Origin of the sequence: Mycobacterium appelbergii (genome assembly GCF_032883035.1) — a bacterium.
Taxonomy (GTDB): Bacteria; Actinomycetota; Actinomycetes; order Mycobacteriales; family Mycobacteriaceae; genus Mycobacterium; species Mycobacterium appelbergii.
In genome coordinates, this window is the sequence record NZ_JAMQTH010000007.1 from 104,955 (window position 1) to 118,093 (window position 13,139).

General features: G+C 61.4%; 8 protein-coding genes. All 8 read right to left on the reverse strand.

Annotated features, from left to right (window positions below):
• Position 1: 1 nt before the first annotated feature.
• On the reverse strand, positions 2–1,093 hold the full coding sequence (chvE, locus tag M1247_RS17205) for a multiple monosaccharide ABC transporter substrate-binding protein (protein ID WP_317157576.1): 1,092 nt from the start codon (positions 1,091–1,093) through the stop codon (positions 2–4).
• Between the two features lie 328 nt (positions 1,094–1,421).
• Complete coding sequence (locus M1247_RS17210; protein WP_317157577.1) at positions 1,422–2,351, reverse strand: cutinase family protein; 930 nt, start codon at positions 2,349–2,351, stop codon at positions 1,422–1,424.
• 230 nt (positions 2,352–2,581) lie between these two features.
• The gene (locus tag M1247_RS17215) at positions 2,582–3,355 is read right to left on the reverse strand and encodes an SDR family NAD(P)-dependent oxidoreductase (protein ID WP_317157578.1); all 774 of its coding nucleotides are present in this window, start codon (positions 3,353–3,355) and stop codon (positions 2,582–2,584) included.
• Between the two features lie 1,764 nt (positions 3,356–5,119).
• Complete coding sequence (locus tag M1247_RS17220; RefSeq protein WP_317157579.1) at positions 5,120–7,408, reverse strand: AAA family ATPase; 2,289 nt, start codon at positions 7,406–7,408, stop codon at positions 5,120–5,122.
• A gap of 60 nt (positions 7,409–7,468) precedes the next feature.
• Positions 7,469–7,852: a hypothetical protein gene (locus M1247_RS17225; RefSeq protein WP_317157580.1), complete on the reverse strand. Its 384-nt coding sequence runs from the start codon at positions 7,850–7,852 to the stop codon at positions 7,469–7,471.
• Between the two features lie 31 nt (positions 7,853–7,883).
• Positions 7,884–9,971 carry a hypothetical protein gene (locus M1247_RS17230; RefSeq protein WP_317157581.1) on the reverse strand — a complete coding sequence of 696 codons (2,088 nt, stop codon included), beginning with the start codon at positions 9,969–9,971 and terminating at the stop codon, positions 7,884–7,886.
• Positions 9,968–11,662 carry a hypothetical protein gene (locus M1247_RS17235; RefSeq protein ID WP_317157582.1) on the reverse strand — a complete coding sequence of 565 codons (1,695 nt, stop codon included), beginning with the start codon at positions 11,660–11,662 and terminating at the stop codon, positions 9,968–9,970. Before M1247_RS17235 ends, M1247_RS17230 begins: the two co-directional genes overlap by 4 nt.
• Positions 11,659–13,134: a tyrosine-type recombinase/integrase gene (locus tag M1247_RS17240; RefSeq protein ID WP_317157583.1), complete on the reverse strand. Its 1,476-nt coding sequence runs from the start codon at positions 13,132–13,134 to the stop codon at positions 11,659–11,661. Before M1247_RS17240 ends, M1247_RS17235 begins: the two co-directional genes overlap by 4 nt.
• Positions 13,135–13,139: the final 5 nt, after the last annotated feature.

Sequence of the window (13,139 nt, forward strand, 5' to 3'; positions counted from 1 at the left end):
GTCACTGGACCTGCGTCTGGGTGTAGTAGTTCGAATCGATCAGCACCTTTTCGTAGTTGGACTTGTCCACACTGACCGGGTCCAGCAGGTAGGACGGCACGACCTTGACCCCGTTGTCGTAGGTCTTGGTGTCGTTGACCTGCGGCGTTCCGCCGGTCAGGACCGCATCTGCCTCCTGCACAGCGGCTTTCGCGAGTTCACGGGTGTCCTTGAAGACGGTCTGGGTCTGTTCGCCCGCCACGATCGACTTCACCGACGCCAACTCGGCGTCTTGTCCGGTCACGATCGGCAACGGCTTCGCCGCATTGCCGTATCCCGCGCTCTTCAGCGCCGAGATGACGCCGCGCGAAATTCCGTCATATGGAGACAGCACCGCGTCCACCCGTCCACTGGTGTAGGCCTGGCTGAGCAGATTGTCCATCCTCGATTGGGCCAACCCGCCGTCCCAACGCAGCGTGGCGATCTGGTCAAAGGAGGTCTGACCACTCTTGACGACCAACCGGCCACTGTCGATGTAGGGCTGCAGCACGCTCATCGCCCCCTGGAAAAAGTATGTGGCGTTGTTGTCGTCGGGTGAGCCGGCGAACAGTTCGAGGTTGAACGGACCCTTTCCGCCGGCCAGGCCGAGGGTGTCGACGATGTAGTTGCCCTGTAGGACACCGACTTTGAAGTTGTCGAAGGTCGCGTAGTAGTCGACGTTGGGCGTGCCCTTGATCAGCCGGTCGTAGCTGATCACCGGGATGTGAAGATCCGCGGCATGTTGCAGCGTGTTGGTCATCGACGAGCCGTCGATGGGGGCGATCACCAAGAGCTTGACCCCCTTGGTGATCATGTTCTCGACCTGGGAGACCTGGTTCTGCACGACGTCGTCCCCGTACTGCAGGTCGGTCTCATATCCCAGCGCCTTGAACTGGTCGACCATGTTCTGACCGTCGGCGACCCAGCGCTCGGACGACTTGGTCGGCATGGCGATGCCGACGGTGCCCTTGGTGCCGTCGTTCCCACCGGCCGACTCGGTCGACCGGCCACAGCCGGAAAGGGCAAGCATGGCCACCGTGGCCAGCATGGCCGCAAGCCAAGTCAACTTCCGCATCAAATCCTCCTAGGTGAGCCCTTGAGATAAACGACGGCGACTACGGTTCAGACGAACATCGACTGGCGATCGGTTACGTCGAGATCCTGAATGTGAGCGTTAACATCGCGTGGATAAGTATGTGATCCACTTCACTGACTTGTCAATGAATCCGGCCAAGCTCTCGGCGCCCCGGGCTATGAGCTGCGGCGTTCAGGAGGGACCGAGCGGCGAACATGACGAAGTCGGCGCCCGCCTAGATCTGGACCGTCACCTCGTGGCTCCCGGCTTTGTGAGCATTAACATCACGTGCCGACCCGGACCCGCTTCGGCGGTCCCGTTACCGACCTCAATGGACTGCGGAGACCAATCCGTAGTCAGGAGCAGGAGACGGTGAGACCGGCGCGGTTGTCGACGGGACAGACCCGGGTGGCTGTAGGCCGTAATCCGGCGTCGTCGGGGCGTATCCCGGTTGCGGGCCATACCCCGGTTGCGGACCGTGCAACGCCGTGTCCGGGCCGTAGCCGGGCGTCACCGGGCCGTACAGCGACGAATCCGGGCCGTAGCCCGGCATTTCGGGCCCATACCCGGGCACCGACTGACCGGAACCGGCCAGCAGCTTCGACGCGGCGAAAGCCGCCGCCTGGGTGGTGTACACGGGGACGTAGCCCTCGGTGTGTCCGCTCCATTCGTTGCCCTGACCCTCGTGACAGATCGGATCCATGGGGTTACACAGGTCGATCGCCCTGGACCCGAACAGTGCGCTCTGGGTTGAAATCGATTGCTTGGTGCGGGTGCCCACGTCGCCGAAGGTAGTGATCGCCGCGACGTTGTCCGCATACTCAGGCGGCAGCGAATCGCCCCATTTGATGCCACCCAGCGGGTTGCCTGCCACGATGTTGATCACGCTCGCACCCTGCGAATAGCCGCCGAGCACGATCTGGGTGTCGGGGCATGAGGACAGCGTGGACTTGATGTGCGAGATCGCGTCTTTGGCGCCGTCACCACCGTGCAGCTGCAGCTTGCTGGCCTTGTAGTCCACCGCGTAGGTGTCGATGTTCATGCCGACGGCCTGCTTGCGTAGGGATTCGACGAACGCGTCGCCGACACGGCCCATACCGGCAGGCTCATCGGTGCCGCGCGCGAAGACGACCTCGGCGTCGGCGCAGTCGTCGGCAGACGCTACCGGGGCGATAGGGGTGACCAGCGAGACGCCGGCGACGAGAAGTGCAGTAGCGCCAAGCCCGACCCAGCGACCACCTGACCGCACACTGCCCATCTCAGGGCTGGGTTTGCGGTGAGAAAACACTCCTCAATCTAACCCGTATCCACGACAGGCGAACCCCCTCGGCCTGCATGGATGCGTTCCGTCTCGGTCACACCTCCAGGACGAAATATTGACGGCAGAAGAAACCAGAGCAGAGATTGTGTCCCTGACCTGCCTGGTTGCCCGCCAGGCAGAGACGGCAATGTGAAGCCCAACCCCGGTCGGTATCACCGTGGCGAACGCTACTGCGCGAGGTATCCCCCGTCGACAGGCAGCACCACGCCGGTGATGAAGGAGGCGTCGTCAGAGGCAAGGAAGACGATGGCGTTGGCGACTTCGGCCGGTTCGCCGAGACGGCCCATCGGATGCATCCGCTCGATCGTCGCCAGGTATTCCGTGCCACCCGGCTCCTCCGGGAGCCGCTTGACCCGCTCGGTTCGAATCGTTCCGGGGGCAACCGCGTTGACTCTGATTCCTTGATCGGCCCACTCGACAGCCAGATGCTTGGTCAAGCCGGTAGCGATGAACTTGGCGGGGCCGTAGGCCGCCTGCCGTTTCTGGCCGGCCAGTCCCGAGATCGAGGACAGACAGACGATCGCGCCACCGCCGGTCGGCAGCATCGCCTCGATCGCGAACTTGCACGTGAAGAACATGCCGCGCCCGTCGATGGCCATCACCTCGTCCCAGCCGGCGGCGGTCACCTCCGTCACATCACCGAGCGGGATGATGCCGGCGTTGGCCACCAGCACATCGAGCCGGCCGAAGCGGTCGGCCGCCGCCCCGATCATCCGCCGCGCGTCTTTCTCGACCGAGACGTCGCCGATGACCGTCTCGACCTCCGCATCGGCGCGCCGCAGTTCATCGGCCAGCGCCAGCAGCGGATCACCCTGGATGTCGGTCAAGGTCAGCCGCGCGCCCTCGCGCGCGAAGAGCTCGGCGGTCGCGCGGCCGATGCCGAAGGCTGCCCCGGTGATCACAGCAGACTTCCCGAGGAGGCGTCCTGACCCTTGGATCACAGCTTCCCCATCGCGGTCAGTCCACCGCTGTTCGCGCCTGCGTTCACCGCAGCATCGTTTCACTGCTGGTAGGACGGTGTCCGCGCTTTGATCATCGCGGTGCGCGTCGGGGCCAAAAGAAAACAGGCCAGGGATTTAATCCCTGGCCTGCATCTTCAAAAGTGGAGCTAACTGTCATATTCACGGTGTCTTCCGTGTCGTGTGTATGCCGCTTCATCCGCGCCGGGACCGCGAGGTGTCTTCCGTAGATCGAACCTACCCTCTAGCCGAGACGTGCAAGCCGTCCGCGGTCAGTGGATCGCTGCGACCTAGAGGTTTGCCCCTTCTACGTCGGACCGAACGACCGCATGCGCAGGCTAACCGAAACAAGAGCACCTGCCCCCGAAAAAGAGTACGACACTGCGCAATGGTGGTTCCCGCAATATGGGCACTGCTTGCGTCGAGGGGCGCCCATACTGATCCGATGGACCCCTGCGCAACGCGAACGGCGTGGAGCATCTTTACCGCTACAGCGCCATATTCAACACTAGCCGGGGTCCTAACGGGCTTTCTAATCGTTGCAATCGTTGGCCTCTTAGTAACATTCAGTCGGCTTAGCTTCCATATTATCGCCCTATTTTCGGCAGGAGTGCCTGGCCTCGCGCTTTCCAGCTTCCTTTTCGGCGCCGTTGCTGGAGCAGAGGCTCCGCCCGAGACCAAATCCACTGACGCCTTTTGTGCACAAACATGGAGCCAGGGGATGGTTGCTATCGGAATGCTCGCCGTAGGAGGTGCAGTGCTTGTCTGCGGGTTGGGTTGGATACTCGTGAGTTACGGTGACGCATATAGGATTAAAACGCGAAGCACGGCTCCGGTCGCCGCGTCCAAACGACTCGAACTATCCTTAAAGATGGGCGGCTGGCTTTCAGTTGCAGTACTTACCGCTACCATCGCATTGTTGACAGCAGCCAATCTAGTTTACTTAAAATCGACGCAACAGACTAATCAGTGGTATGTGTTAACCATTGTCACATTTGGGATATATTGCATATTCCGCTCGGCTGACGTTGCAATTCGCAGGACGTCGAGCGCTCTAAATGAGATCCCTGACCTCATAAGACCCGACCGACTGTGGAACTCTGACGTTCGCTATCTGGTGATCATGATAGAGGTCCTAATTGGATCGCTTCTCACTCTGCACCTGGCGGGATTAAATCTACTGTGGAGCATAGGAGCACTCTTGGCATACCCGGCATGGCGGGCATATCGCACGTGCAAACCTGCCGAATCCGATCAGAATTCGGCCACTCCAGAAGCCTCACCCGAAATGGAGACTGACAACTTCTTCGAAGGCAAAGTCTCTCTCGATCGAATACTCCACACTTCGTTCAACGTAGTCCTCCTGGCACTTGCAGGAACACTATTCGCCGCTCTGCTAACCCAGATTCCATTGTGGGCGACAGCGCGCATTAGTTTAACATTCTTTTTCGGCGGTATATATCCCATCGCCATCCTGGCCAGCCTGAGTTACACGGTACCAGCGGCTCGCGATTTCTCGCTCCCGAAGTGGAAGAAGTCGGGGTTGCTGAAGTATATCCCTTAGAGGAAGCCCAAAGTTCGTCGGCGAAACATCCATCTCTGGGCCACGCCAGCGTTCGCCAGCAGGGCACGCACCTGTATGGAGCCATGCTTACTATCGCCCTGCATCACCTTGAGCAGCTCACCACGACGCTCGCAGAAACCGGATCGGAAACGTTTGTCGGTTCAGCAGTGATCACCCGAGACTCATGGCAGCACAGCAGGATTAATGTTGGCCGCTTTGCACATGCGCTCGAAATGTTCTTTGTCGACTGACCTCAAGAACTCCATGCATCGCCGGATTTGGCCCTGAACGGCGCGTGCGTCGAGAACATCGACGCTTTCACAGCCTTCTCCGTGCGAGTGCCTGTTGCAGAAGTCGAAGACGTCGCGGAAAGGCTCGTTTTCGTCGGTCTGCACGAGCACTTCTAGCTGCTGGAGGAAGTCCGTTCGATGAGGCGCCTTGTAACTTGCAAACACCTCCAACACCCGTCGTGCGGCGTTCGGAAGAAGAAACAGGCGCTCGTGATCTTCAGAGTCAGCGACTCCCGCCATCACCATCGAAAACAGGTAGGCGTATTCCGACGTGTTGTTGAGAAGCAGTTTGGGGAGCTTGCCGATACGCGTCCCGCGTTCACCATCCACCGTTGCCGCATACATCTCCAGGAACGCGACCTTCGGAAAACAGATCTCGTCAGCCTCGCCGTCGGCGATGCGCTTCATGGACTTGCCCCATGCATTTTTGTGCGACTTGATGAATAGCCGAAGCAGACTGAAGTCGTGCGTCAGGATGACATACTGGCCGAAGCCTTTCAAGATGTCGATGAGCCACTGATGGGTCGCGAAAAGCGCCTCCCTGTCGAGCGAGCTAGAAGGGTCATCGATGACTACGATGCGCGTAGAGGGATCGCCGCCGCGCACCTGTTCGTCTTCCAACTTCCTTAGGAAGTAGAGCAGCGAAAGTGTGGTTCGCTCACCTTCGCTGAGATCTGTACCAACGTCGTCGCCCCGTCTGCACGCATACGACTTACCGTCTTCTGTGACAGCAACACTGAGGTGATTCTTCCCATAGACACGGGCGAGGTCGCGCGTAAGCGTGTCTGCCATGTCCTTGGTGGTGAACTTCTCCTGGCGAACCTTTTCGAGTCGACGTCCTGCAAGTGTCGCGGCCTGGCTGCTCGTTTCGCTATCACGTTTGCACTTCCTTGCTTGTTCTTCCAAGTCGCGAAATGCTTGGCATTGCGAGCCAATGAGATGATCGTGAACAGCTTGCTTTCGTTCGGCGGTCACTTCGTTGTGTCGTCGCACCTGATCGTTGTGCTCGGCTACGGCCTCCACAAGCACAACGATCGAGAATGGCTCAGACAGTGGGGACCAGTCCGGCTCGTCGGGCGTTGCACTAGGGTCCTCACACTTGACGGTCAGGGAAGCCTCGACTGCATCGAGCGCCGCGAGGCGCTGCGCCACGTGGTTCGACGCGCCTTCGACCGCGCTCCCGTAGACAGCCTGGAGTTCGCCTGCAAGGGATTCCGTTTTTGGCAAAGAGTCGATCCAGCCGGCGAGCATGGTCTTCTCGCGAGTTACTGCACCGAGCAGTGCCTTTGCGCGACCACGAATCTGTAGCCAGCTCTCATCGAAATGACGGGACAGCTGACGACGACGTTCCTCCTCAATGCGACCACCGCAATATAGGCAGTGTTCCAACTCCTCGTGAAGTGCGAGACCGCGCTCAACCCAGGACTGCGCGCCCGGGTTTCCGTCCAAGTTTTCGATAGCAACCCGCGTCGGCGTCTCATCCAGTAACTCCGACAAGCTTGGCAGTTCATGAGCCAAACCTGAGGGCGCTGCAGAAACGTCACGGACTGGCACAGGTGCTGGTTCTCCTAGTCGCACCAAGGCTTCAGCGTGGGCTTCAGCGTTCGGAAACTCACCTGTATACCGACGTAGATCTTCCGAAACTTTCGAAATGGTGAACCGATTCCTGGTGAAATAGTTGTAATCGAACTTTTTAAGTTCAGCAACGATTCTGTCTTGCACTTCACGCGCAAGCTTATCAACCTTCTGATTTGCTGTTTTGCAATTCTTCTCGGCCTCCTCTACTTGGTTGCGTAGCCGCTCGATCTCTTGTTCTAGGCGAGCTTCCTCATCTTTGGCGTCAATAGCGTCTCGCCCCAAAGTAACGATCGCTGCGGCGCTCTTGCCATCCAGGAATGCAGAAAGGTTGAACTCCACCCACTTGCGCGTGAAGACGGCCATAAAGGGTGAGGGACTCGTACCACCAGAGTTGATGGACGTCCGCTGTTTACATTCATCTTCCCAAACAACGTCCGTAGCGCCTTGCCCCTCGGCCAGGCTCAGTAAAAGCTCGGACAGTGTGGATTTTCCGCTCCCGTTGTGGCCGTAGACCACGGTATGGCCACCCATTGGCCGGTCATCGGGCCAGAAGCCCTTATCCAAGGAACGCCAGGGGCCCTTTAGATCGAGTCGGCGAAGCATAACGTTACTCTAATTGACGGCACCGACAGTCGTTTGCGGACGCCCAAATGATCGATCGGGCTACTCACCTCTCCCCCGCCGGATTCGTGTGACAAGTTCGATCTCGGGTCGCTCACTCTCGGCGTCGAGGTGCCGCGCGAAGAGCGCAGTGGCGAAGCGGTCAAGTTGGTTATGTAGGTCGCGGTTCTTCTGGCGTAGCTCAGCGATCATCTGCCGGTCGTTGCGGACCGCCGCTGCGTTCAGGCTGTCACCCCGCGTCAGGTTCGCGGTCAGCTGCTCGAAGCGGTTGTTGAGACGGTAGGAGCTGTTCTCGGTTCGGTCTTGAACGAATGCACGGGCGACTGCGTCGTGACTCTTGCCAGTGATCGCTTCGATTTGCCGTTTCGTGCGCGGCATATTGGCGTCGTTCTCGATGGCGGTGATGGCGTCAGCGATGGCCTGCATGACAGCCTCAGTGACGCGCTTGCGGGTGGCGCTAGGCATGTTCGTCCTCCTGGTCCAGCTGGTCGTCGTAGAGGTCGTCAGGGTCTTCGGCGGTGGTGAGTTCGCGGCGGATGCGCGCGAGGTTTGCACGGTCTCGACGCATCTGCTCGATGAGGGCCGGATGGCCGCGCTGTTGATCGAGATAGGTGTCGATGCGGTCGATGGCGCTGGCGATCACGCCGATGTGCGCTGGTCGAAGCAAGGCGTTGGTGCAGTCGACACCAACGCACACGTGGTCGCCGAGCTTTGGGCGGTCGCCGCCGCAGCTACTGGTTGCCGGGTTCCACATGCAGTCGTTGGTGAGCCCCAGATGAAGTCGCTCCGCGAGCGTCGCGGTGAGTCGATCGGTGCGGTTGGGGTTGGTAATGATCTGTGCGCGGAATCCGGTGACGTGGTGGGCTGCTGGCCCGGCCACTGGGCTGTCGTCCTGCAGCAGGACAGCGGCGTCGCTGTGCAGAACGCGTTTGCGTTCGTCGTCCATGAGGCGCACGGCCTGTTGTTGTCCGTCGCTCATGTACCCGGTGGTCATCCGCCAGGCGCTGTGTCCCAGTTGGATTCCCAGTCCGAGCTCAGCTCCGGGGCGGATGGTGGCGAAGACACTGAAAGCGCGGCGTAGAGATGTTGCGTTGATCGCCTGGCCTTTCGGGGTTGCAATGTGTTCCAGGCCGAGCCCTCGTCCGCGCCCGGGTCGGCCGGCGGGGTCATCGTTGACGAAGGCGATCAGTCTGGCGATGTCTCGGTTCGGAGCGTAAGAGCCAACGTTGCGACTGCTACGGGCGAACAGGTGCGTGTCGTGTCTGGCCAGGTTGCCGAGAACTTCGATCGTCCTGATGACAGGTCGGGGCGCCCACCATGTTCGGCGCTCGCCGTCAGGATTGTCATTGCCCTTGTGCTGGATGCTCTTGAGTGCGGCGAGACCGTCCTTGGTGGTGTGGCTGTCGCGTGTCAGTTCCTGGATCTCGCTGTCGCGCATGCCGGTAAGGCTGGCGATCAGGACGTAGCAGGCAGCGCGGAGCACGCTCTCGAGGTGTTCGGTTTCACCGAGGCCCAATTCCTCCACCCACGTGCAGCTGGTGCCGTCAGGGTGCGAGACGGGGGCCGTCGGAATGTGCAGTCCTCCGTAAGTCGACCGCTGCGGGTCTGCCGCCGCGGTCGTGATGAGTGCCATGGCATCCGGCATGTATTGGTGACTCGCCCGGTTAAGGACGTTGGCATTGATGCCGAGGAGTTTTTCTAGCAGTGTCGTATTCGGCTCTCCTCGTTGGTGTTTAGTGCGGCCGAACCCGGTATGAAGGGGTAACAGACCACGCTGCTCGGTCCAGTCGAGCAGTGCGTTGTAGGCGTTGGCTCCGGCTGGTCCTCGTGGCTCCTTGGGGAGTGCGGCACGAATCTCGGCGGCGGCGATGATGTCGTCGCTGAATCGGTCGACGATGGCCCATGATGCGGTGATGAGCGGTGCCCAGGTTTTCCACGGGAGCGGCGGCGTGGTGTTCTCGGTGTGCGTGACTTCACCGCTGATGCTGGCGGCGCTGCGGCCGGCCCAGGGGAAGAAGGAAAGGGCATCAGGCAGGACTGCCTGGCACTCTCGGAGCAGTCGCAAGGTGGTGACGTAACCACGGATACTCGTCGCGCCGAGTCCGACGCCGCCTGCCCGGTGCTGGCCGGTGCGGAGGTCATCGAGGAATCGATCGGCGTCGGATTGAGTCCAGTCGGCGAAGCGGGCGATTCCGTTGTCCTCGGACCACTTGGCGATGACGGCGAGCTTGCGAAAGCAGTCGTATAGCCCTGCTGGTGGTGTTCCCTCGCCGCGGCGGACGACGCCCGCCTCTACGACGACTTCGCGGCCGGGGGCTGCGACCGTCATGAGGATGTTCTTGACTGTCATGCGGTGCACATCCGGAGCGTTGGCGAAGTGAATGTAGCGCTCTCCCATGTTGACCCGGTTGGCCACGAGGGCGAGATCCCATGGGTCGTCGCCGTATTGCGGGCCGCGGGCAAGGTGGGGCCAGACGCGCATCGCCGCGGTGAAGGGGTTACTCCACGACGCGGCGGAGCTTCGCGGGGACGCTCCTACCCTCATGATGCCGGGTCTTCTTCGACGCCGCGCATGTCGTTGAGAACGCCCGCGTCGATCGGTGTCAGGTTAGCTTGCTGGCGGGCTCGCTGGACCTGCTCGGGAGTGAAGGCCGGCAGGACCACGTCAGTGATGGTGTCGTAGATGGATTTCCAGTGCGTCTGCCAGGTTCTAGGGTCGGCGGCGCGGTCGGGATGTGTCACGTCCTGGATCGCGAGGGCGGCTGGCAGGTGGTGCAGCGTGATGAGGGCGTTGGGGCATGCGAAGCAGGTACCGGTGATGGACTTGGTACAGACGGTGCCCTTCTTCTCGTAGGGACTGTCGAGAGGGTCGCGGCATCCGGCATGCGGTCCGTCGAGTTGGCCAGCCACCAAAGCTCGGGCGATGTCCGGATCGATGCCGGGTGCGTCGGCGCCGGCTCGCAGGGCCTGTTCCGCCTCCGGGGTCACGATCGTGGGACCGCTGATGGCACTGTCGAACATGTCGTTGACGCTGTCGATAAGAATCCGGCCGGCTTCGCCGCGGAGAACAGTGCTGTTGGTGTAGTGGCCGAAGAAGGTCTTCGCAGAGTGCCGGCGCCCGTTCGATAGATAGGCCTTGGGGTCGGCGAGCACCTCACGGGTCGTGGCCACCTTGCGCAGTCGTGCCCAATGGTTGGGACCCGATAATGGGAGATTGTTCCGCTCGGCGATCTCAGATAGCCGGTAGGTCGCACGCTGCCACGGTGGTTGCCTCACTGTTCCCCGAGCGTCCTTCATGAGGATCAGCAACGGATGGCCGGATTCTGAGCGAGCTGCAGCGTTGAGCATCAATGCCCAGCGAAACGCGGTGAAGGGTGCGGTGTCGCGGCGGGCATACACCTCGTCGTAGGTCTCGTGCGAACGGTTCTTGGTGTATCGGACGCGGAGTAGTTCGATGAGGTCGTTCTCTGCGAGGTAGCCGAGTCTGTCGATCGGCGGCAACGCAGTCAAGGATTCCTCCACGGACGGGTCGGCGTTGGCTTCGATGTCGTGAACGGTCAGCGCGCGGAGCACCTCAGGTGGTTCGCCGGTTGCGAGGCTGAGTAGGACATGCGTGGCGGACTGCACGTCGATGTCGCCGATGCCTCGATCCGGCCGGGACAAGGCAGTTTTCGCCTTCTGGTAGGCCCAGCGGCGCCATGCACGGGTTTCCTCCTCGCTCAGCGGCGGCAGTCCGTCGTTGCGGTGATGCCATAGCCTCGGTTGTCGCGCTAACCGGTCGGCGACCTCCTTGTGCAGCACACCTGGGTGGTCGTCTTCGTGCCGTCGAAGGAGCGCGAAGACGTGGACGACGTTGCGATAGGCGGTGTCTGACTTTGCTTCTCGGTGGCGCGCGAGCATGTTGAGTTCCCACAAATCCAGGTGTGCCCGACGCAAGTCACGTACCGCGAATGTGGTCTTCTCGTCGTCGGTCAGCGGCAACGCTCCCATCGATCGAAGTAGGTCCAGGAGACCCGTTGTGAGTGATCGCTCATTGCGGCCGAACTCGGTGAGCACTTGGAGCCAGGTCGCGGCCAGCTCGGCTGCGATGACCGGCGTCTCGAAGGTGGCCGGGTCGATGGTCACCGATAGCTGATCGTCGTAGTCAGTCCATTCGAAGGTGAACTTGCCATCGTTCTGTGCCCGCGGCGTCACCGAATTCTCGGGCATGTCGGGGGTCGAGTAGGAGCCCCTCACTGAACGTCTCCGATCCCGGGTCCGACGTCCGACTCCCAGTCGTCCTCGATGGTCTCGGCGTCGGGACCTGGATCTGATTCGATGTGTCCGACAAGGTCAGCTGCAGTTGCCGCGAGGGCGGCCGGTACGTCCTCGGTCCATGTTTCCGCGGCGTGGAGGTAGTGCATGGTGGTCTGGACGCTGGCGTGGCCGAGGAGTTCCTTCATGGTCAGTACGGGGTTCGCCAGCAGCAGGTAGGGGTCTCCGGCGCGCTGCCGACCTTCATTCATGAGCGCAGCCAGCATGCGCACCGCGTAGGAATGCCGCATCGTGTGCGGTGTCACGTGCACGTGGCGGGGCGGCTGGTCTCGGTGGCCGGAGTTGCGGACTCGCTCTCGAGCGTCGGCGAACAGTTGGTTCCAGCGTTCGAGACCGGGTGGGAGCCCGCTGCGGGACACGAACAACGCGAGTGGGTCGATGGTGCCGTCGTCGAGAACCCGGACGGCTTCGGCGCGATGCTTGTTCGTGAACCGGACCAACGGAATGCGCTGGGATCCGATGGCGACGTAGAGCTTTCCCCGCCGTTCAATCAAATCGTCGATCACCAGCAGTGAGCCGTCGCAGACCTTGGCGCGCAGGCTGCGTTGGGCCGCCTGCACCACTCGGTGCCGTTCAGTCTGGCGGTAAAGGTCGGCGGCGTGGGCTACCTGCGCGGTGACATAGATCGATCGGACTACCTGCTTCTTGCCGAGCCGATCGAAGACGTGGATGGACTCAGATCCCATCGTCTCCGGGACCGGCACCTCGACGTCGAGGAGAAACGCGCACTCCTCACGACGCAAACCGGTAGTTGCGAGCAACAGCCCATACACATAGTCCCGTTCCGGATAGCCGGGCGCACCCTCCTGGGCGTAGCCGTCACCACGCAAGCCGACCTCGAGAAAATGCTTGGTCTGAGCCGCCTTGAGAAAGCGCGCTCGACGCTCGTGCTTCGTTCGGGAAATGAGGGTGTTGCGGTTGCTGCGGCCCCAGCGCGGGATCGGGTCTTTCTCCATCCAGCCGACCTGGGTCGCAAAATAGAAGAACGACGAGAAGCAGCCGAATTCGGTGGCCAGCGTGGTGTCTTGGACTTCCTGCCGGCGGGCATCGCGGTAAGCGGTCAGGTCCTCGGTCGTTGCCGCGGTGAGGTCTACCAATTCCCCGCAACGCCGCGCTCGGATAAACCGCAGCAGCCGGGCGAGGTGGTAGGCATGGAAGCTCCGGAGGCTATCGAGGTCGTAGGCGCGTTGACGCCACGCGGTCAGCAGGTAGGTGTTGAGTCGGTCGCAACCGGTCAGCGAGCCATCGTCGTCGACGATGAACGGCAGTCCGTCGGGGACATCGTGTCGGTCGAGCGATTCCACAACCGATGACCACGGGAGCGATGCCGCGCCGTCGGGAGCGCGCAGTGCTTCGCGCGCACGGGCGCTTCTCTGGACTACGACTATCCGCATGAAGA